15 protein-coding genes are annotated in these 20,482 nt (G+C 63.5%); 7 read left to right on the forward strand and 8 right to left on the reverse strand.

All coding sequences use genetic code 11. The features are described 5' to 3' along the window. Positions 1–876: 876 nt before the first annotated feature. The 4 genes from ACPWR9_RS16040 to ACPWR9_RS16055 all read left to right on the forward strand — a co-directional run bounded on the left by ACPWR9_RS16040 (position 877) and on the right by ACPWR9_RS16055 (position 7,553). Positions 877–2,040, forward strand: coding sequence for an efflux RND transporter periplasmic adaptor subunit (locus tag ACPWR9_RS16040; RefSeq protein WP_426299156.1), 1,164 nt, complete (start codon positions 877–879; stop codon positions 2,038–2,040). Next, positions 2,033–5,140: an efflux RND transporter permease subunit gene (locus ACPWR9_RS16045; protein ID WP_426299158.1), complete on the forward strand. Its 3,108-nt coding sequence runs from the start codon at positions 2,033–2,035 to the stop codon at positions 5,138–5,140. Before ACPWR9_RS16040 ends, ACPWR9_RS16045 begins: the two co-directional genes overlap by 8 nt. Positions 5,141–5,228: 88 nt before the next feature. Then, the gene (locus ACPWR9_RS16050) at positions 5,229–6,728 is read left to right on the forward strand and encodes an efflux transporter outer membrane subunit (RefSeq protein ID WP_426299159.1); all 1,500 of its coding nucleotides are present in this window, start codon (positions 5,229–5,231) and stop codon (positions 6,726–6,728) included. Between the two features lie 180 nt (positions 6,729–6,908). Continuing rightward, on the forward strand, positions 6,909–7,553 hold the full coding sequence (locus ACPWR9_RS16055; protein ID WP_426299161.1) for a LysE family translocator: 645 nt from the start codon (positions 6,909–6,911) through the stop codon (positions 7,551–7,553). Positions 7,554–7,585: 32 nt separating this feature from the next. On the opposite strand, the gene ACPWR9_RS16060 is transcribed toward ACPWR9_RS16055, so the two are convergent. The 6 genes from ACPWR9_RS16060 to ACPWR9_RS16085 all read right to left on the reverse strand — a co-directional run bounded on the left by ACPWR9_RS16060 (position 7,586) and on the right by ACPWR9_RS16085 (position 14,395). Then, positions 7,586–8,722, reverse strand: a complete 1,137-nt coding sequence (locus ACPWR9_RS16060; protein ID WP_426299163.1) for a porin — start codon at positions 8,720–8,722, stop codon at positions 7,586–7,588. Between the two features lie 140 nt (positions 8,723–8,862). Further along, on the reverse strand, positions 8,863–10,026 hold the full coding sequence (locus ACPWR9_RS16065) for a hypothetical protein (protein ID WP_426299165.1): 1,164 nt from the start codon (positions 10,024–10,026) through the stop codon (positions 8,863–8,865). After that, positions 10,016–11,356, reverse strand: a complete 1,341-nt coding sequence (locus ACPWR9_RS16070) for an MFS transporter (protein WP_426299167.1) — start codon at positions 11,354–11,356, stop codon at positions 10,016–10,018. The genes ACPWR9_RS16065 and ACPWR9_RS16070 overlap by 11 nt, the downstream gene beginning before the upstream one ends. A 107-nt stretch (positions 11,357–11,463) precedes the next feature. Next, positions 11,464–12,630 carry a DUF5624 domain-containing protein gene (locus tag ACPWR9_RS16075; RefSeq protein WP_426299169.1) on the reverse strand — a complete coding sequence of 389 codons (1,167 nt, stop codon included), beginning with the start codon at positions 12,628–12,630 and terminating at the stop codon, positions 11,464–11,466. Positions 12,631–12,649: 19 nt separating this feature from the next. Continuing rightward, positions 12,650–13,540 (reverse strand): amidohydrolase family protein, encoded by an 891-nt coding sequence (locus ACPWR9_RS16080; RefSeq protein WP_426299171.1) that lies wholly within the window; start codon positions 13,538–13,540, stop codon positions 12,650–12,652. 66 nt (positions 13,541–13,606) lie between these two features. Continuing rightward, positions 13,607–14,395, reverse strand: a complete 789-nt coding sequence (locus ACPWR9_RS16085; RefSeq protein WP_426299173.1) for an HpcH/HpaI aldolase family protein — start codon at positions 14,393–14,395, stop codon at positions 13,607–13,609. A 133-nt stretch (positions 14,396–14,528) separates the two neighbouring features. Here ACPWR9_RS16085 and ACPWR9_RS16090 point away from each other — a divergent pair, with 133 nt between their 5' ends. The 3 genes from ACPWR9_RS16090 to ACPWR9_RS16100 all read left to right on the forward strand — a co-directional run bounded on the left by ACPWR9_RS16090 (position 14,529) and on the right by ACPWR9_RS16100 (position 17,644). Continuing rightward, positions 14,529–15,485 carry a LysR family transcriptional regulator gene (locus tag ACPWR9_RS16090; RefSeq protein WP_426299175.1) on the forward strand — a complete coding sequence of 319 codons (957 nt, stop codon included), beginning with the start codon at positions 14,529–14,531 and terminating at the stop codon, positions 15,483–15,485. A 66-nt stretch (positions 15,486–15,551) separates the two neighbouring features. Continuing rightward, positions 15,552–16,229, forward strand: coding sequence for a heavy metal response regulator transcription factor (locus ACPWR9_RS16095; RefSeq protein WP_426299177.1), 678 nt, complete (start codon positions 15,552–15,554; stop codon positions 16,227–16,229). Then, on the forward strand, positions 16,229–17,644 hold the full coding sequence (locus tag ACPWR9_RS16100) for a heavy metal sensor histidine kinase (RefSeq protein ID WP_426299179.1): 1,416 nt from the start codon (positions 16,229–16,231) through the stop codon (positions 17,642–17,644). The genes ACPWR9_RS16095 and ACPWR9_RS16100 overlap by 1 nt, the downstream gene beginning before the upstream one ends. On the opposite strand, the gene ACPWR9_RS16105 is transcribed toward ACPWR9_RS16100, so the two are convergent. Next, positions 17,619–19,121 (reverse strand): efflux transporter outer membrane subunit, encoded by a 1,503-nt coding sequence (locus ACPWR9_RS16105; protein WP_426299181.1) that lies wholly within the window; start codon positions 19,119–19,121, stop codon positions 17,619–17,621. The two genes, ACPWR9_RS16100 and ACPWR9_RS16105, sit on opposite strands and share 26 nt — an antisense overlap. A gap of 12 nt (positions 19,122–19,133) precedes the next feature. Then, entirely contained in the window at positions 19,134–20,477 is a 1,344-nt protein-coding gene (locus ACPWR9_RS16110) for an efflux RND transporter periplasmic adaptor subunit (RefSeq protein WP_426299183.1), read from the reverse strand. Between the last annotated feature and the right edge of the window lie 5 nt (positions 20,478–20,482).

The following is a 20,482-nucleotide window of genomic DNA, read 5'->3' on the forward strand; positions in this document are numbered from 1 at the left end:
TGTCGGTCAACGCGAAAATCTGTCGGCGAGTGGGTTTTGCGGGTAAACGATGAGAGGCGTGGGACGTCGGGGACGACACCCCCATTCACACTCAATTCAGCAAACGATTAAATTACGAATGATTAATGGATGGCACAGCCAATTCCCTATGCAGCCGCAATTCTCTCAATACCGAATCACCCTCAGTTTTATTCACCAAAACCAGAAGAAATCACATCAGAAACAGGTGAAGTAATTGCTTGACGCATGCAATTGACGCGCGTACGATCCGCGACGAATCAATCATCAGGGGACACCCCAATTGGACAGTTGTAGTTGCCCGTTACCGCTTGAACGGTAGATCCCGGCCCGACGTCCGTCCCTTTTTGGTCGCCGTCTCGCCGGAGTGCGAGAGGTGCACCATCTCTGTGTTTAGCTGATCTATTCCGGAAACCTTTCCGGATTCGCGAACCAGATTCCCGCCTTTCCTGAATCGTCATGCGCATGAAGCCTAGCTTGCCTTCACAGGCGCAGCGGCATTCGCGCGTGACTGCCGTGAACGTTTGCATGCTGCTGCCCTGACGTGAGTCGCGGCAGCACACGGCGTACGTTCGTTCTCGCTCGCGAGCCTCTGCTGCTGTGCAACGGTTCCTTAGCCTAAGGAGAAATCGATGCCCGACCCTGACAGTTGCTTATGTCGGTCGCATGTCATTGACACATACGCACTTCAAATTACTTTTAAGCCGTTAATTCCAACGAATTACCGGCAGGTATTGCGTCGCGTGGCGAATAGCGTTTTACGTTGCCGGATTAAATTCCGACCGACGTGACCCGGCTCGTCTTTATACGTGAGCGCAATGCCATTGCCTCCCTCACGTGTAAAAAGAGATTCGGGAAATGAACAAAATCCATCTATCGGGCGCGAACAAGCGGATCGCCCTCGCGGGCTTCGGCGTGATCGCCACACTCGCCCTCTCGGTCGAAGCCGTACGCTGGATGTCGACCACCAGCCACGCTTCCGTCAAGCCAGACGCTGCCGAGCACGCCATCGTGCTGCGCGAAGGCGACAAATACATCGTGCCGCCCGACTCGGCGTTGCGCTCGCGTCTGGCCGTGGCCGCCGTCGGCCTGCGCGACGAGCCACGTCTGGTGCAACTGCCCGCCACCGTCGAAGCCGACCCCGCCCGCACGGCCAACATCCTGCCGCCGGTTGCCGGACGTATCGTCGAGCTCAAGGTGCATCTGGGCGATCACGTCGAAAAGGGTCAGCCGCTGCTGACCATCGACTCGGGCGACCTTGCACAAGCATGGTCCGACAACGACAAGGCACGCGACGCGCTCAATCATGCAGGCACCACGCTCAAGCGCGTGCAGGGCCTGCGCGAGGCCGGTGCCGGTGCGGCCAAAGACCTCGAACAAGCGCAAAGCGATTACACGCAGGCGCAAGCCGAGCTCACCCGCTCCGAGACGCGCCTGCGCGGCATCGGCGCCGACGCCCGCACTCGCGGCCGTCAGCTCACGCTGGTCGCGCCCTATTCCGGCACGATCACGGCGCTGTCGACGTCGCAAGGCGCCTACGCCAACGATCTGACCGCTTCGCTCATGACCGTCTCGAATCTCGATGCTGTCTGGGTGACGGCGAATGCCCCCGAGAGCAATGTGGCGCTGATCGCCAAGGACCAGCCGGTCGACGTGGTCTTTCAGGCGTATCCGGGCCAGACCTGGCACGGCAAGGTGAGCTTCGTGAGCGAAGTGCTCGACCCGGATACCCGCCGCGCCAAGGTCCGGATTGCCTTCCCGAATACCGACGGCCGTCTGAAGCCCAACATGTTTGCGACCGCCACGTTTGCCGTGCCGCAGCAGCGCTCGGTGTTCGTACCGAACTCGGCGCTGATCATGAACAACGACAGCACGGTGGTGTGGGTGGAAGTGGCCCCGTGGACCTTCGTCAAGCGCACGGTGCAGCCGGGTTACGGCGAGCCGGACGGCGCACGCGTCGGCGCCGGGCTGACGCTGGGCGATCGCATCGTCGTCAAGGGCGGAGTGCTTCTCAATGATTAACCGCCTCATTACCTTCTGCCTGCGCAAGCGGGTCGTCATCTGGGTGGTGGCGCTGCTCGTGGCCGCATTCGGCTGGTATAGCTGGACGCAGATGGCCGTCGAAGCCTACCCCGATATCGGCGATGTGACCGCACAGGTCACCACCCAAGCCCCCGGCCTCGCTGCCGAGGAAATCGAACAACAAATTACCGTGCCGCTCGAGCGCGCGCTGGGCGGCACGCCCGGTGTCGTGTCGATGCGCTCGTCGTCCACGTTCGGCCTGTCGCTCATCACGCTCGTGTTTAAAGACGGCGTCGAAGACTACTGGGCGCGCCAGCGTATTAACGACCGTATTGCGGGTGTCACGCTGCCCACTGGCATTACGCCGGGGCTCGACCCGGTGACCGGCCCGGCGGGCGAAATCTATCGCTACACGCTGGAGTCGGATACCAAGAACCTGATGGAGTTGTCCGAGCTTCAGCGCTGGGTTGTGATCCCCGCACTGCAACAGGTAGCGGGTGTGGTGAACGTCGATAACTTCGGCGGCTTCACCATGCAGTACCAGTTGGAACTCGACCCGGTGCAGTTGCAACGCTACGGCATTGGCCTTGGCGACGTCACCACCGCGATCAACAACAACAGCGCCAACGCGGGTGGCAGCCGTATCTCGCGCGGCGAGCAGGGCTATGTGATTCGCGGCATCGGCATGGTGCATTCGCTCGACGACCTCGGCAACATCGTGGTCACTCAGCGCAATGGCGTACCCGTGCTGGTGAAGGATCTGGGGCGCCTGACGTACAGCCATCAGGAGCGCGAAGGCATTCTCGGCAAGGATCACAACCCGGACACCATCGAAGGCATCGTCGAGATGCTCAAGTACCAGAACCCGTCGGAAACGCTCAAGGGCGTGCATGCCAAGGTGGAGGAACTGCGCAAGCAGCTTGAGCCGCAAGGCGTGCGCATCGTGCCGTACATCGACCGCGACGATCTGGTGCAGAACACCATTCACAAGGTGTCGCACACGGTTGCCGAAGGCGTCGGGCTGGTGTGTATCGTGCTGATTCTGTTCCTCGGCAGCCCGCGCAGTGCGCTGATTGCCGCCGTGACGATTCCGCTCGCGCTCGTCGCGGTGTTCATCATGATGCACTTCACGAACATGCCAGCGAACCTGTTCTCGCTGGGGGCCATCGACTTCGGCATCATCGTCGACGGGGCCATTGTCGTGACCGAAGCGATCTTGCGACGGCGCGAAGCGGCGCCCGAAGCCGCACTCACCGAAGGCGATGTGCTGAGCGCGACCACGCAGGTGGCTCGTCCGATTCTGTTCGCCACGTTGATCATCATCACGGCCTACCTGCCGCTGTTCGCCTTCGAGCGTGCGGAAGCGAAGCTGTTCTCGCCGATGGCTTACACGGTGGCTTACGCGCTGGCCGGTGCGCTGCTGTGCACGTTCATGCTGATTCCGGGGCTGGCGTACGTGGCTTTGCGCAAACCGCGCAAGGTCTTCCACAACGTGCCGCTTCAGCGCGCACAAGCGGGCTTCCAGCGCTGGCTCGACAAGCTGCTTAACGCGCCGCGTATGGCGATCTCGATTGGCGTGTTTGCCTTGGCAGCGGTCGTTGCACTCGGCGCCACGACGGCACGCGAGTTCTTGCCCGACCTGGACGAAGGGTCGCTGTGGCTGCAAGTGCAATTGCCGTCGGGTCTCTCGCTCGACAAGGCAAGCGAGATGGCGAGCGAGTTGCGCGGGGTGCTGCTGAGCTTCCCCGAAGTGTCGTATGCCGTCACGCAGTTGGGGCGCAGCGATAGTCAGGCAGACCCGTGGACGCCGTCGCACATCGAAGCGCCGGTTGGTCTCAAGCCGTATGACACGTGGCCTCGCGGCGAGACGAAGGCCGAATTCGTGCAGAAGCTCAACGATCGCCTCAAGCAGATTCCGGGCATGTCGGTAGGCATTAGCCAGCCGATCATCGACGGGATCAACGATGCCGTGGGCGGTGCCCACAGCCCGCTCGTCATCCGTATCGTCGGCGACGATTTCAAGGAATTGCGTCGTATCGGCACGGAGGTCGTGGGTGTGCTCAAGCAAGTGCCGGGTACGGCCGACGCGTCGATCTTCGAAGAGCCGCCGATCCCGCAAATCGTGGTGAACGTGAACCGGGCCGCCGCCGCACGCTATGGCATCAACGTGGCGGACGTCACGAACCTGATTCAGACCGCCATTGGCGGCGCGTCGGTGAGCCAGGTCTACGTGGGCGACCGGCAGTACAACGTGACGGTGCGTTTCCCGCCGAACACGCGCAATAGCCCGGAAACGTTGGGCAATCTGTTCGTGAACGCCCCGGGCGGCGCGCAAATTCCGTTGTCGGCGCTCGCCAACATTCGCTACCAGAGCGGCGAGGCGACGATCACGCACGACATGAGCAAGCGTGAGCTGATCGTGCGCATCGACTATGCGGGGCGTGGGTTGTCCGACTATCTCGCCGACGCCGAAAAGCGCATCGGCAGCAACGTGAAGTACGACCACAGCAAATATCAACTGGTGTGGGGCGGGCAGTTCGAGAACCAGCAGCGGGCGCAGGCGCGTCTCACGCTGATCATGGGGCTGGTGCTCGCGTTGATGCTGGTATTCCTGTTCGCGGAATTCGGCAAGCTGCGTCAGGCTGCGCTGATTCTGGGCGTGGTGCCGCTGGCGACGCTGGGTGGCCTGATTGCCCTGCGGTTGACGGGCGAAACGTTGAATGTGGCGAGTGCCGTGGGCTTCATTGCCCTGTTCGGTGTGGCGGTACAGAACGGCATCATCATGATCGCCAACATCAACCGGGTGCGCGCCGATGGGCTGGGCTTGCGTGAAGCGGTGATTGCAGGCGCTGTCGAGCGCTTCCGGCCGGTGCTGATGACCGCTACGGTCGCGACGGTGGGCATGCTGCCCGCAGCGATGGCCATCGGCGTAGGCACCGACGTTCAGCGCGCGCTGGCCACTGTCGTGGTGGGCGGGTTGATCGTCGCCACGCTGCTCACGCTGTTCATTCTGCCGACTTACTACTACGTACTCGAGCGCTATATCGAGCAACGCGCGGCCAAGCGCGCGCTCGACGCGGCCGAGCCGGCACGGGGGTAATGCGATGCATCGAGAATTTCATACCCCGGTACCCACTGCCTTGTGGCGACGCACGGCCAGCGCCGTGCGCTTCGCGGAGACTGTTGTCATGACTCATCGTTATGCCGGGGCGCGCTGCGCCGTGGCGCTGGCGGCTGCGCTGTCGATGGCCGGGTGCGCCGTCGGCCCCGATTTCAAAACGCCTGAAGCCCCCATAAATGCGGGCTACACCGTCGACGCTTTGCCTGCGGGCACGTCGACGGCGGCCACCACGGGTGGTGGGGCGCAACGCTTTGTCGCAGGGATGGATATTCCGGCGCAATGGTGGACGCTGTTCCATTCGCCCGAACTCGACGCGCTCGTGAAAGAGGCCATCGAACACAACCCCGATATGGACGCGGCACGCGCCGCGCTCAAAGCAGCGCATGAAGCGGTGCGGGTGCAGCAGGGAGACTTCTTCCCGCAGGTGAATGCCTCGTACTCGCCGACACGTCAGCAAATTGCTGCGCCGCTGGCGAGCCCTGCGGCGAGCGGTGATGATCTTTACAACCTGCACACGGCGCAAGTCTCCGTGTCGTACACGCTCGATTTGTTCGGCGCCAATCGGCGTCAAGTCGAGTCGCTCGTGGCCCAAGCCGACGCGCAACGCTTTGCTTTGGAGGCGACGTATCTGACGCTCACAAGCAACGTGGTGGCCGCTGCCATTCAGGAAGCGTCGCTGCGCGGGCAGTTGAACGCCACGCAGGAAATCGTGGCGCTGCAACAGCATTCGCTCGACTTGTTGCACAAGCAGTACGACCTTGGCCAAGTGGCGCAGGCAGACGTAGCGGCGCAGGAGGCATCGTTGGCGCAGGCGCAGGCCGCTGTGCCGCCGCTGGAGAAGCAGCTCGCGCAGCAACGCGATGCGCTGGCCCGGCTGCTCGGGCGCATGCCGAACGAGCGCATCGGCGCGCAGTTCGACTTGAGTGGCTTGCAACTGCCGGAGGCCTTGCCGGTGAGTTTGCCGTCGCAGTTGGTCGAGCAACGCCCGGACGTGCGTGCGGCGCAGGCGCAATGGCACGCTGCCGCCGCGGCGGTGGGTGTGGCCGTTGCGGCACGGTTGCCGAGCATCACGCTGAGTGCGAGTTATGGCGCGAGTGCGGAAATTGCGCGGGAGCTGTTCAGCCCGGGCACGGCGTTCTGGTCGCTGGCGGGCAGCCTGATGCAGCCAATCTTCGCGGGCGGTGCGTTGCTGCACAAGCAACGCGGGGCCGAAGCGGCGTACGAGCAAGCGGGTGCGCAGTATCGCGGGACGGTGCTCACGGCGTTCCAGAACGTGGCCGATACGCTGCACGCTTTGCGCACCGATGCGGATGCATTAGGGGCGTCACTTAACGCCGAACGTGCTGCGCAACGCAGCCTGTCGATTGCGCAGAAGCAGCTCGAATTGGGTGACATCAGCTATCTGACGTTGCTCAATGCCCAGCAGACGTATCAGCAAGCCCGTGTCGCGCTGGTACAGGCGCAAGCCAACCGCTATGCCGATACGGTGGCGCTGTTTCAAGCCGTGGGCGGCGGGTGGTGGCATCGGGACGACATGCAGGCGGGGCCCGTGGCTCCGGCAGGATGATGTGGGTTGAGGCAGGTTGAAGTGACGCACGGCGCCGGTGGGGCGTGCCGGTACCGTGCGGCTTCCGGTATCAGATTGCGTATGGGCGCATGAATAATGCCGGGTTACCGAGGGTGTTACGATGCCGGCGATTCGCGTCAAGCCCACGCAGTGCCTTAGCTTTCCCGGAAAACTACCGCAATGATCGACCTCGCCGTACTACCTTACTTCCTCGCCACTGTGGCGGTTCTCGTCGCCATTCCCGGCCCGAACACGATCTTCGTACTGACGGCCAGCGCGAGCCAGGGGTTCAGACACGGGCTGGCATCGTCCTTCGGCGTGATGCTCGCGACGATGGCGCATGTTTGCTTTGCAGCGGTCGGCCTCACAGCGCTGTTGATGGCATCGCCCACGTTGTTCACCGCGATCAAGACGTTGGGCGCAGGTTATCTGATCTATCTGGGCATTAAGGCCATTTGCAGCAAAACCACTTCTGAGAGCGGTACGTCCACGCGAGCGCCTGAGCAACCCCTCAGTGCATCGATCCGGAAAGGCTTTCTCGTCAATTTGCTGAACCCGAAGACCGGGCTGTTCGTGGCAGCGTTTCTGCCGCAGTTCGTGAATGCGGCGGCAGGTCACGTGCCGCTGCAAATCGTCACGCTGGGTGCCATTCTCGTGATGGTGGGCGGTGTGGGCGACGTGACTTGCGCCGCCCTCGCCCGCACGATCGTCAAAGCGATTGCCAAGCGAGGCTCGACGTCTGGCGTGGGCAAATACATCGCAGGCCTGCTTTACATCGGGCTCGGTGCGGCTGCGATGGTGACGTCTAACGGGACGGGGAAGTAACCGACACATCCCCTCCCCCCACGAACCGACGATCAGAACGTATGTCGCATACCGATGCGCACGGCGGTCGACGACGGCCCTTGCCCCGTGTAATTGCCGTTCACGAAAGTCGGCGCTGACCCGCCGCCAAGGAACACCGGCGCTGCGCCGCCGCCCGCATACAGCCACGTCGCTTCCGCATAGACGTCCGTGCGCTTTGACACCGCATAGTCGGCCAGCGCCGTCACGTTCTGCCACTTCTGCGAGCCCATCTTCGAATACCAGTAGCCGCCCATGAATGTCCACGCCGGTCCCCAGCGGTAGATCTGGTTAGCCTCATAGGTATTCATCAAAACGCTCTCGTTGCCGTTGCGAAAGCGCGTGCTGGTGAAGAGAAGACGCGTCGTATTCGGCCCATAGCGATAGCTTCCGCCCACACCCCAACTGGCGATGTTGTCCAACACCGCAGGCCCCGGCGGCAGATCGGGGAAGATGGTGGTCCCTGCCTGTGTGGGCGCGTTCACCCCCGAGTTGTGGGTATTGGTATAAGCCGCGCCGAGGCTCAGTCCGTCGTTTGCATACTTCGCGCCGAAAGCAATCACGCGGCCAGTCCCTGCCGACACGGTCGATGACGGCGTGGCGTACAACGCGCCAAGCGTCAGACCGGCCCAATTCGGCGACGTGTACTTGATCGCGTTATTGATGTGGAGCGTGCCCGCCAGATGGTCGAAGTCGCCCGGGTGCCACGAGTACTGCCCCGCCATCTGCCCCATCGTGAACTGGGTGAGGTTGTCCCAGAAGAAGTCGTATTGCTTGCCGAACGTTACCGTCCCCAGTGCGATGTCCTGAAGCCCCAACCACGCCTGACGGCTGAACAACACGCCGGACTGCACCATCGTCCCCGAGTACAGATTGAAGCCGTTCTCCAGCGCGAAGATGGCACGACGCCCGTCGCCAAGATCCTCGCTGCCACGCAGCCCCCAGCGGTTGGCCTGAATCGCGCCGTCGTTAGCAACGAAGGTGCCGTGACCGTTCAAATTGCTGAAGTAAGTAAGACCGGCGTCGATGATGCCGTACAGCTGCACCGAGCTTTGCGCTTGGGCATTGGAGGCCACGGCGAGTAAGGCGGGCGTGAGGAACGCCGCGAGCAGCGAGGCAAGCGGCTTACGGCGTGAAGCTAAGCGAGTCATGAGGTTTGTCTCCATATCGTATTTTTTTAGGCAAAACGAAGCCGTCACCCTCTGGCGGGGCGAGACGGGCACTACAGGTGAAGCGGAATCTTTAGAAGACGCAGGCGTCGGCTACGACAAGCAACGCCTGCGCGCACACGTCATCCGGAAAAGCGGTAGACGACAGAGTCGACGCGAAACCGCACGTCGGCATCGAGGCTGTTGGTCACCACGACGTAACGCTCGCCATCGACCTCGAAGGTCGACGCGTCGGTCCCGCCGAAGGTGTCGATCCACTCGACGGCGTCGAAGCCGTCGCCGCGCCATCGCCACAACACCGATTGCTGCACCGGCTCGGGGGCCTTCGGTGTGCCCGTGATGAAGCGCACTTGCAGCAGGTAGCGTGCCGCACCGGAACCACGCGCGGGTATCTCGCAAAGCTCCCGCCCGCCAGCGCCGTCGAGCGTCTGCGTTGCGATGAACTGCACGCCGTCGAAGCGGTAAAGCGTCGTGTGGCTGAGCAAGTTGGCATGCACGAGCCACAACGTCTCGCCATCCACAAAGAAGTGGAAAGCGCGCCCGCCCGGCTCGTCGAACGCTTGCAACGTCTCGAGCTGGCTGCCGCTCCAACGGAAGATGCGCGACCCGCTAACGTGGTCGGCATACGCCACGTAATGCTTGCCTGCATGCTCGATGTGCGCCCAGTTGTAACCCCAACGCCCGCCGGTGGCCTGAAACGCGACGAAGCGCTCGCCGTTCCAGACAAACACGCAAGACTGATCCGGGTGACGCGCCACAGGCCCCTCGACCGTGACGCCCTGCGCCAGCCCGAGGAAATGTTTGCCGTCGATTTCGAAGTGGCGCCACTGCTTACCCGCGAACACCTCGAATCGCTGATGCTCACGCCATTCACCGTCAAGGCGCTCGTAAAGCACAGCGTGGGTATTCAGGTCGTACGGTCCGCAGCCTGTGCGAATACCCACGCACGCGAGAAACTCCCGCGCGCCGATGGTGAAGTGCTCGACGTCTTCCCCACCGGGTAAGGCAATGCTTTCCTTCAGCGCGAAGGCCCCCGCTTTTGAGCCTGCCTGCCAGCGGTAGCACAGCGCATCGACTTCGCTGTCGCCGCCATTCATGTAGGGCACTTCGCCAGCGACATCTTTCGACATCTGGGCAATCGCAAGCCATTGCTCGCCGTTGCGTGCGAACGCGGCCACCGCTCTGGCAGCGCTCGTGGGCAATGTCTGCACGGGGGTGAGCAAGCGTTCAGCGCTCTGGCGATCTGCGTGCCGACTCGCAGCGTTGGCGGCAAGATCAACGGCCATGATTCACTTCTCCGTGCGGCAACTGCGTGCCATAGGTGTTGGGCGATTGCACCAGTGCCGCCGCGCCGTCATGCCCCTCGGCTTGCGCCGGGGTGCGCCAGCGGGCGATGCTCACACCCGCCGCGCCGATGAGCGCCATGCACGCCGCGATCACGAAGATTTGCGGCAACGGCATTTGACGCGCGATCAACCATCCGCCGACAGTCGGCCCGATGATGGAGCCGAGACGTCCGATAGCCATCGTTGCACCCACGCCAGCGGCGCGTACGTCGGTCGGAAACAGTCGGCTGGCAATGGCGGGAAAGGTCAATTGGCCGCCGACCAGACAAGCACCCACCGCGAAGAGCATCCCGAACGTGGCATGTCCCACACCGATCAAATTGCCCAACACCACGGTCAGTACCGCACCGCCGATGAATGAACATGCCACCGGCACGAACGGTCCGGCACGGCTCACGACCGTCGACAACACCAACGCGCCGACAATCGCACCGATGTTGAGGGTGACCGCCCCCATCGCGGCACGATCAGGCGCCACGCCGTTCAAGTGGAGCAGCGTCGGCATGAAACTCACGAGGAAGCCTGAGAGAATCATCGTCGCCAGTACGCCCACCCACAGTGCGGTGGCCGCAACGGCGCGTCCGTCGGCAAACACGCGCGGCAACATGCCGCGGCGTTGCAACACAGCCCCCGGACCCTCCCCCTTTTGCGCGCTACGCCCCGGTGCGGTGGCAGGCAGCACCCACAGCACCGGCACGATGACGAGCAGCGCAAAAGCGCCGCCCATCTGGAACACGAACGGCCAGCCGAAGCGCATCATCAGCACCGCTGAAATTGCGCCGCCCACCACTGCCCCCAGCGGGAAGCCGATAAACATCAGAATGACGAGTGCCGAGCGGCGGCGAACCGGGGCGCTTTCGGCCGTGATCGCCGTGACCGGCGGAATCGCACCGCCCATGCCCAAACCGCCGAGCAGACGCAGGATAGACAGCTCGGTGGCGGAGGTTGCCCACGCGCAAGCCAAGGTGAAGACGCCGGTCATGATGAGCGCGGCGACGAGGGTCGGGCGGCGTCCGAAGCGGTCGGCGAGCGGCCCGGCGATGAGCGAGCCAACAACCGTGCCGATGAACCCCGCGCCGAACACCCGCCCGAGCGATGCCGGATCGATATTCAATGACTTGGAAAGCAGCGGTGCGACGAAGCTGAGCATCAGCGTGTCGAAGCCGTCGATCATCGACACGGCGAAGCACACCAGCGTGATCGCGACGATGCGTCGCACCGGTAGCGCGGCGGAGGCATCGTACGGCCCCTCGTTTTGCATCAAGTTCATGGTTGTCTCCTGATGGGGCGATTGATTGTCTTTGTGAATCCGGTGGTGCCTTGGGTGGTCGACGGTGCGGCGCCCCTGCTGCCCGTCGCTGCTTCCCGATGTTGGGTTTAGCGCGTGTGCGGCGGGTAATTCACCTGCGTAAATCCGGGAATCACGGCGCGCGATGGATCGTTGTCGCATCGCGCGAGCTCATCGACGATGTAGTCCGCGACGCAATTCGAGAGCAACTGGGCCGGGTCTTCCATGATGCGGCGCAGCCGTGCGGCCATGAACTTGCGATCTTGTGCGTCGGCCAGCGGCGGCATCGCTTCGTCGGGCGATGGCGAGAACGAAAACCCCGGCGCGTGCGGGAACATCTTGCGGGCGACTTCGATGCTGGCCCGCGTGTTGTGCCACAGCTCGCGGTAGCCTGCTTCGAGCGTGCGCAGGTCGTCTGCGGTGCCGAGGTTCGCGACCGAGAAGCCCGGTGCGTGCGGGGCAACCAGTAAGCGCTCAGGCGGCAAATGCTCACCCGAGGCACGCCAGATGAGATGGCACATATTGTTCGACGACCACGTCGCCCCCGCCGTCGGACGGCCTGAGCGGCCCGAGACAATCACCATGGCGCGCGACCAGTCGAGCGATTGCGAGCGCAGCCAGTTTCCGATGCGATAGACGATGTCGAGATAGGCCAGCCCGAAGGTCGCGAACATCACGTCGTTCATCGGCACCGGCAAAGCGCTGCCGGGCTGGGCTTCGAAGTAATCGGAGACGAGGCGCTCGAACGTCAGGCGCGAAGGGTCTGCAAGTGCCCGCGTGAGCCAGTCGATGGACACGTCACACGTGTAGTCGATCAGATCGACCAGCTTGGCCTCGTTGCCGCGCAGACTCTGCACGGCAACGTCGTCGCGCCAATGCGCGAGCGTGTTGGCCGCACGCACATTTCCTGCGTGCTCGATCAGACGTTTCGCTTCAGCGCGCCAGGCGGCTGCTTCGCCGTCGCCCTGCCCGTCGTCATCCAATTCACGCAAGCGGGCAAGATAGGCGAGCGCGAGCGGCAAATGCGAGACCGCGGTCAACTCAATGAAGCCCCGCGTCGACTTGCGAAAGCTCTCGATCTGCGCGGGTGCGCCGTTGCCGGGGAACAGCGCGATATCCGAGCCAGTCGAGACCAGCAGCGGCAGCGTTGCGTCGCGCGCCGACATGGTTTTCGCCAGCCGGTTACCGAGGCTCTGCGGGTCGGAAGTGAACGCGTGAAACAGCCCGGCGAAGGCGGAATGCGGTTGATAGCTCATGAACGAACTCGGTCAAAAATCACGCGAAATCATAGAGGCGGGCCGGATTATCGACCAGAATCCGGCGGCGCGTTTCAGCATCCGTCGTCCAGTCGCCCAACAGGTTGAGCAACTCACCGGTGTCGCGCTCGCCCATCGGGATGTGTGGCCAGTCGGAACCCCAGATGACTTTATCGGGCGCCGTCTCGATGATCGCCTTGGCCATCGGCGCGACGGATGCCAGCGAACGTTGCTTGGCCACGCGATACGGTGCCGACAGTTTGAGCGTGCAGTTGCCGTCCTTGAGCAGTTGGAGCAGGCGCGTGAAGTCGTCGCTCGTCAGGCCGTCTTCCTGCGTCATGTAGCCCATGTGGTCGATCACGAACGGCGTGCGCACGTCGGCCAAAAACGGAATCAGGTTGCGCACGATCGGGCCCGGCGCGTAGAACTGAAGGTGCCAGCCGAGGCTCTCGCACAGCGACGCCATGCGGGTGATGTAGGCCTGAATCTCTTTCGTCGGTTGTTCCGCACGCGAGAACAGATCGAGACGGATGGCGCGCACCTTGGCACGATGCCAGTCGTCGAGCGTGGCGGCGGGCAGTCCTTCGTCGATCATGACCACGCCACGGGCCGCGTCGCCTGCCTTCGCCAATGCGTCGAGCAGGCAGCGGTTATCGGTGCCGTAGAAGCTCGGCTGCACGATGGCGAAGCGGCGGATCGAGAGCGCGTCCATGACGTCGCGGTACTTGTCGAGCGGACCGTCGGGCAAGGTGTACTGCGGGTTACCCACGCTCGGGTATTGGCTAAGCGACTCGAATACGTGCATATGCGCGTCGCACGCGTTCTCGGGCATCTCGAAGGTGGGACGGGTCAGCGTGCTGGCTGCACGCATCGGCGTCGATGTCAGTTGGCCTGCGTATTGGGTTGCCATGTGAATGAGTTCTGTTGGGGTCGCAAAAAATGGGGGATGTCGTGTGCGTGCGCGCTTAAGCGGGCATTAGGTGGGCATCAACGCTTCGCGGTCCGACGCTACGCGGCGGCGCATGGCATCGAGAAACAGGTCGCCGTCGATGCCGCTGAAGACGAACGGTGCGGCCCCTTCGGCGCGCAGTTGCGTTAGCGCTTCGCCTTCGGGCATGCCGCCGACGATGGCGATCTTGCCCTGCGCCCGCACGGCGGCTACGACGTGCCGACAAGCGGCTAGCACGTCGGGATGGGTCGGGTTGCCGGTGTGGCCGAGATCGGCAGACAGGTCATTACAGCCGAGCGCCACGATATCGACGCCGGGCACGGCAGCGATGGCGCCTGCGTTCTCTACGCCAGCGCGGCTCTCGATGAGCAGCTTCACGGCGGTGACCGCGTTCACACGCTGGTTCATCTCTGCGGCGGGCAGCTTTTCGTAGCCAACGTACGGCAGCGTCGCGAGTTGGGAGCGTTGACCGTGCGGCGCGAAACGGCTGCCTGTGACGATCTCGCGGGCCTGATCTGCCGACTCGATACGAGCGGCGATGATGCCGAGCGCGCCGCCATCGAGCACTCGGTTAATCATGCCGTAGTCGCGCTCGGGCACGCGTACCCACGGCATCAGGCCGTTATCGACGGCACAAAGACAAAGCTGCGAGACGGTGTCGACCGGCAGCGGGCTGTGCTCCATGTCGATCCAAACGGTGTCGTAGCCTGCGGCGCGTGCCCAGCGAACGACGTCGGTCGAGCGAGCCGCGCGCACGCCCAGTGCAAATACGGGTTGGCCAGCGCGCAGGCGCGCCATGAGTTCTGTGCTTTCCATGCTGTCTCCAAAGCCACTGTGGCTCGGTCTCGTTATTGATTTCGACACAGTATGGCCCCGCCAATAGATTTCATTTATTCTTTGAAATCACGTTAATGATTTGTAAAACAAATCAATGGATGAGCACCGGGCGATGATGAACATTCGGCATCTGGAGTACTTCGCTGTGTTGGCCGAGGAACTGCACTTCCGGCGCAGCGCCGAGCGGCTGGGCATTACGCAGGCGCCGTTGAGTCTGGCGATTCAGGCATTGGAAGAATCGTTGGGGGCGCGGCTGTTTCACCGCACGCGCCGGTCGGTGTCGCTCACCGAGGCGGGGATCGCACTGGCGGCGCAGGCACCGGCGATCCTCGCGCATATCGAACATGCGCGCGAATCGGTATGGCAAACGGTGAGTGGCGAGGTGGGACGGCTGCGGGTGGGGTTCACGAATGCGTCGTCGCTCTCGCCGGTGTTTCCACAATTGATTCACGCGTATCGCAAGCAGCGGCCGAAGGTGCAGGTTCAGTTGCACGAGTTGCCGTCGTCGCGGCAGTTGGACGCGCTGGAAGCCCGCGAGATCGACGTGGCGTTGTTGCGGCTCGATGCGCAGCAACCGGCGCCGTCGTCGTTGGTGCTCACACCGCTGGTCGTCGAGCCGTTGGTGTTGGCGATGCACGCGGGGCATCCGTTGGCGAAGGCGGCGAAGGTCAAGATTGCCGATTTGAGGGACGAAGCGTTTATCGCGTATCCGCGCTCGGCGGGCGTGGTGATGTTCGCGCAGATCAATGCGTTGTGTGCGAAACGCGGGTTCGAGCCGAAGATCGTGCAGGAGGCGCAGCAGGCATCGACGCTGATTGGCCTGACGGCGACGGGGCTGGGTGTGACCGTCGTGCCCAAGTCGCTGAACGCCATTGCCGTCCCCGGTGTGGTGTTTCGCGACTTTACGGACACCGACACCACGACGACGCTTTATATCGGGCACCGGTACGGCGATGCCAATTCCCGGGTGAAGCTGTTTGTTGAGTTGGCCGCGGCGTTGCGGGAGCCACGGGGTGAAGAGGGGACGGTGGAAAAAGTGTCTGCGCGCAGACGCAAGACGGACAGTTGACAGCGGTGACACGACGTCCACCAGAGCGCATACAATCTGGTCAGACTGACCAATGGACGTGTGGCCATGCGCATTCTCGTGATCGAAGACGAGCCGAAGACCGGCGCTTATCTCAAGAAGGGTTTCGAGGAGTCGGGCTACGTCGTTGACGTCGCCAGCGACGGCGCCGAGGGTCTGATCCTCGCCCGGGAAGCCACCTACGACGTGATCGTGCTGGATGTCATGCTGCCGGCCATGGACGGATGGGCGGTTCTCAAGACGCTTCGCATCACCCACACCACCCCGGTGCTATTCCTCACCGCTCGCGACGACATCAGCGACCGAGTCAAAGGTCTGGAGCTAGGCGGCGACGACTATCTGGTCAAGCCGTTCGCCTTCGTCGAACTGCTCGCGCGCGTGCGCACGCTGGCTCGTCGAGGGCCGCTGCGCGAGAGCGACGTACTCACGCTCGGTGATCTGGAAATCGACGTCACTCGCCGACGTGTGCGGCGCGGCACCACGCGCATCGACCTCACGCCGCGCGAATTCTCGCTCCTGCAATTGCTGGTCCGGCGTCAAGGCGAAGTCCTGACACGTACCCAGATCGCCTCCTATGTGTGGGACATGAACTTCGACAGCGATACCAACGTGGTCGAAGTCGCCGTGCGCCGTCTACGTGCCAAGGTGGACGACGAATTCCCCGTCAAAGTGATCCACACCGTACGCGGCGTGGGCTACGTTGCCGAAATCAAAGACGCCGACTGATGGCCGCGCGCTCGCTATCCACAACGCTGGCGCTCTGCTTCGCGGGCACCACGCTCGCCGTCTTTGCGCTGGTCGGTACCACGCTCTACTTCACCCTCGGGCGTGAAATTCGGGCACAGGACGATCTCGACATCGTCTTGATCGCCCGTCACACACGCCGCCTTGCCGAGGAACTGAGTTCCCCCCGCGACCTTCGCGATCACACGGTTCGCCTCACGAGCCAAGTGCTCGGCAATCCACTGCTCGCGATGGAAGTGCTCGGCGAGAACGGCACAAAACTCATCGATCACAACACGGAACGGGTGTCCGACGAGGTTTTCCCGTCACTGCCCCTCGCCTCACGCGTGGCAGCGTCACAACGCATCACCGAAGCCGACGTGCTCGAATGGCGCAACACGCGCGATGTGCCCGTTCGCGGGCTCGCCGCCGAGGCGAAACTCGCCGACGGCACGCTGGTCACTGTGGTCATCGCACGCGATATGACCGACCGGTGGCGCGTACTCGACCACTATCGCGAGCGTCTTTACGTCTACGGTTTTGCGGGCATGGTGCTCGCGTTTCTGATGAGCTGGCTGCTCGTGCGCGCCTCACTGCGTCCCTTGCGCGATCTGGATAACAGCGTGTCGACACTCAACGTCGATCAGCTCGACACATCCATTGCGGTCGACGGCGCCCCCGGCGAACTTGAAGTGCTGGTCAAATCGCTCAACGCGATGATCAAGCGCCTGCACGGCGGCTTCGAGCGTATGTCGCAGTACACCGCCGACCTCGCGCACGACATGCGCACGCCACTCGGGAATCTGCGCGGTGCGACCGAAGTGGCGCTCGCCCGGCCACGCAGCGTGCCCGAATACGAAACGCTGCTCGAATCGAACCTTGAAGAATGCGCCCGGCTGTCGCGCATGATCGAGAACGTGATCTTTCTCTCGCGTGCCGAACATCCACAGTTCATGACGACGCTCGCGGAATTCGACACCGTTGCGGCGCTTACGCAAATCGCCGATTATTTTGAAGGCCCCGCGGACGAGGTCGGTGTGCGCATCCGCGTCACGGGTGCCGGAGCGTTGCGCGCCGACAAAGAGTTGTTCCGCCGCGCCGTCAGCAACTTGCTCGCCAACGCGCTGCGATACACGCCCCGGGGCGGTGAAATCACGCTCGATGCCAATACGACGCCCGCCACCGTCGAGATTACCGTCGCCAATCCCGGCGAGCCTATTGACCCGGCCCTGCTGGAGCGCATTTTCGACCGTTTCTACCGGGCAGATGCGTCTCGCCAGAACGCCCCGCAGACCAGTGGTGCCGCCGGGCTTGGACTCGCGATCGTACGCACGATCATGACTCTGCACGGCGGCACCGTACGCGCAGAAAGCGATGCCGCCGGCACCCGCTTCATCCTTTCGTTCTCTCGTCGGTAGTCGTCGCAGCGTGGTTGCGCAACGACTCACCATCGCCGTGCAGCACGGCGCGGTCCCAGCCGCCGCCGAGCGCCTGAAGCAAATGCACGCTCGCGTCCAGCCTGCGCTGTGCAATTTGCGCCTGATTGCGTTCGTTCTGTAGCGCAATGGTCTGCGCAGTGACGACGTCGAGATAGTTCACGGCACCCGCCTGATAGCGATTCGTCGTGAGTTTGAGCGATAGCACGGCGGCACGCGTCGCGCGATCTTGGCTTTGCGCTTCCCCCGCCAAACTATTCAGCGCACTCAGGTTATCTTCCGTTTGCTGAAACGCCACGAGCACCGTCTGCCGGTAGGCAGCGACAGCGGCGTCGTATTGTGCGTTCGCACCTGCCAGCGTTGCATCGCGCCGGCCACCATCGAACAACGTGCCAGCCAGTTGCGCACCCAGCGACCAAAAAAGACTCGGTGCCGAGAGCCACGGCGCGAAGAACGTGCTTTCCAGGCCTGTCGACGCCGAGAGTGTGAGATCGGGATAAAACGCGGCATGCGCCTGCCCGATGTCGGCATTCGCCGCCGCGACACGGCGCTCAGCGGCGGCGATGTCGGGGCGACGTTCTAGCAATGCAGACGGCACACCTGTCGGAATCGTTGGTACTGCTGCGGGTGCCACATCGGGCGGCAATACGAACGACGACGCGGGTACGCCGATCAGCGTGGCGATGGCGTGCTCGAGCTGAGCACGCTGCATGCCGATGTCCTGATCCGCCGTGCGAGCGCTTTCGAGTTGCGTTTGTGCCTGCGCCACGGCCGACGCATCGATAGCGCCATCGGCCAGTTGCTGTTGAACGATGCGTAATGCCGCACCGTAGGCGGTCACCGAATCGTCGAGCAACTGCTTTTGGCGATCGAGCGAGCGCACGTCGAAATAGGCGGTGGCGAGATCGCCCGCGACCGACAGGCGCACCGCCTCGAGGTCGGCTTGGCTCGCCTGCGCGCTGTCGCGTGCCGCGACGGTGGCATCCTTGATCCGCCCGAACAAATCGGGCTCCCAACTCGCCGCAACGCCTATCGAATAATCCGGAATGGTCTTGCCTGCCAGCGCACGGTCCACCAGGCTTTGCGAGGTGCGGTAGCGTTGCGCGCCAGTGCCCGCCGTCACGCTTGGCGCATAAGCACCGCGCTGGTAGTCGACCATGGCCCGCGCCGCTTGCAGCCGTGCCACCGCCTCGCGCACCGTCTGGTTCGACACATCTACGCGGGCTTCGAGCTGATTCAAGGTCTCATCGTTGAAAACCGACCACCACGGCCCGCGAGGCTTGCCGTCTGCGGGGGCCGCGACCGACCACCCGTTGGAAGACTGTGGCGCGTTCGCGAACTGGGCAGGCACGGCCGCATCGGGCACGTGGTATGTGGGTAGGGTCGTGCAAGCGGCAAGCATCGTCGCGATGCAGGCCACGGCAATGCCGCGCATTGGGGACGTGAATCGATGGAACATGCTGGACCTCGTCTATGCCTTGCCAGCCGTCGCGGCCGATGCCGAAGCTATTTTCCCCGGCGGAGCCACCGGGACCGCCGTACGGGTAGCGCCGTCCGTGGCTGCGCCGGAGGGGTCGTTAGCGACGTGCACGCGCTGGCCATTCGTGATGGCATCGCCGGGATTTGCGATGACGCGCGTGTCGGGCGCCAAGCCCGTGGCAATCTCCACGTAAGTGCCGAAGTCCCGGCCGATGGTCACGTGCTGGAGCGCCACTTCGCCGTTCGCATCCACCAACGCAATCGTCACGCCATCGGGGCGGAACAATAGCGCGCTCACCGGCAGTTCAAGCGCGGGTGCGCTCGTGGGTAACGCGAGATGCACCTGCGCGTAGGCGCCGGGCATCAACGCCCCGTCACTGTTATCGACGTCCACCTCCACGCGCATCGTGCGGCTCACCGGGTCGATGGCATTGGCGTCACGCGCGATCGTCGCGGGGAAGCGTCGCCCTGGATATTGCTGCGTCGAGAGCCATACCGGCGTGCCCGGGGTAATGCGACTCGCATCGTCTTGCGGCACATCGACGTACACGCGCAGACGCTGGGTTTGGACGATATGGAAGAGTTCACCTGGCTTGGCGGAGAGCCCAGGTGCCCCTCCCGCCGTCACCAATGCCCCCACATCGACATTGCGTGCAGTAATGACACCGTCGAACGGTGCGCTCACATTCTGGTACGCGACCATCTCCGATAAGCGGGAGACATTGGCCTTCGCCGCCTGCAACATGGCGCGCTTCGCCGCGGCGTCGCTTGTCTTGGCATCGGCTTCTTGTTGGGCCACCGATTGCGATTGCAGCATGGTCTGCCATCGCTGCGCGGTGCTGCTGGCGAATTGGTAGTTCGCCTGTGCGGTCGATTCGTCGGCGCGCGCCTGACGCAGTTGCGCATCGAGTTCGGGGGCGTCGATTTGCGCGAGCGTCTGGCCAGCCTTCACGTGCGCCCCGATGTCGGCGTACCAATGCTGAACATAACCGCTGGTGCGCGCGTAGATGGCGGCATCCGCCCAAGGCATGACCGCCCCCGGCAGCAGCAACTCCTGCACGCTAGGCGCCCGCGAGGGCGAAACCGTCGAGACGGTGATTTCGCGCTGCGCCGTGACCTGCTCGGCTTGCGCCTGGCGGGCCGTGATGCGGGGCACGATACCCGCCCCCAAAAGCACGATGGCAACGCAGCCCAGACCGAGCCCCCAAGCGCGGTGTCTGCGGCGTTGGCGTGGCGGCAATGCCGGTACCGCGAGAGGCGGCGTTTGTGGCGATCGATCGTCTTCGCCTCGTGCCTGCACCGGGGCGAGATCTTCGGGCGGCATATCCAGTTTCATGGGAA

Source organism: Pandoraea pneumonica (assembly GCF_049918595.1).
Classification (GTDB): Bacteria; Pseudomonadota; Gammaproteobacteria; order Burkholderiales; family Burkholderiaceae; genus Pandoraea; species Pandoraea pneumonica_A.

Excerpts from the sequence above, each read along its gene's own strand:
- ACPWR9_RS16040 (WP_426299156.1), top strand. The coding sequence starts at position 877 with ATGAACAAAATCCATCTATCGGGCGCGAACAAGCGGATCGCCCTCGCG.
- ACPWR9_RS16045 (WP_426299158.1), top strand. The coding sequence starts at position 2,033 with ATGATTAACCGCCTCATTACCTTCTGCCTGCGCAAGCGGGTCGTCATC.
- ACPWR9_RS16050 (WP_426299159.1), top strand. The coding sequence starts at position 5,229 with ATGACTCATCGTTATGCCGGGGCGCGCTGCGCCGTGGCGCTGGCGGCT.
- ACPWR9_RS16055 (WP_426299161.1), top strand. The coding sequence starts at position 6,909 with ATGATCGACCTCGCCGTACTACCTTACTTCCTCGCCACTGTGGCGGTT.
- ACPWR9_RS16060 (WP_426299163.1), bottom strand. The coding sequence starts at position 8,722 with ATGACTCGCTTAGCTTCACGCCGTAAGCCGCTTGCCTCGCTGCTCGCG.
- ACPWR9_RS16065 (WP_426299165.1), bottom strand. The coding sequence starts at position 10,026 with ATGGCCGTTGATCTTGCCGCCAACGCTGCGAGTCGGCACGCAGATCGC.
- ACPWR9_RS16070 (WP_426299167.1), bottom strand. The coding sequence starts at position 11,356 with ATGAACTTGATGCAAAACGAGGGGCCGTACGATGCCTCCGCCGCGCTA.
- ACPWR9_RS16075 (WP_426299169.1), bottom strand. The coding sequence starts at position 12,630 with ATGAGCTATCAACCGCATTCCGCCTTCGCCGGGCTGTTTCACGCGTTC.
- ACPWR9_RS16080 (WP_426299171.1), bottom strand. The coding sequence starts at position 13,540 with ATGGCAACCCAATACGCAGGCCAACTGACATCGACGCCGATGCGTGCA.
- ACPWR9_RS16085 (WP_426299173.1), bottom strand. The coding sequence starts at position 14,395 with ATGGAAAGCACAGAACTCATGGCGCGCCTGCGCGCTGGCCAACCCGTA.
- ACPWR9_RS16090 (WP_426299175.1), top strand. The coding sequence starts at position 14,529 with ATGATGAACATTCGGCATCTGGAGTACTTCGCTGTGTTGGCCGAGGAA.
- ACPWR9_RS16095 (WP_426299177.1), top strand. The coding sequence starts at position 15,552 with ATGCGCATTCTCGTGATCGAAGACGAGCCGAAGACCGGCGCTTATCTC.
- ACPWR9_RS16100 (WP_426299179.1), top strand. The coding sequence starts at position 16,229 with ATGGCCGCGCGCTCGCTATCCACAACGCTGGCGCTCTGCTTCGCGGGC.
- ACPWR9_RS16105 (WP_426299181.1), bottom strand. The coding sequence starts at position 19,121 with ATGTTCCATCGATTCACGTCCCCAATGCGCGGCATTGCCGTGGCCTGC.
- ACPWR9_RS16110 (WP_426299183.1), bottom strand. The coding sequence starts at position 20,477 with ATGAAACTGGATATGCCGCCCGAAGATCTCGCCCCGGTGCAGGCACGA.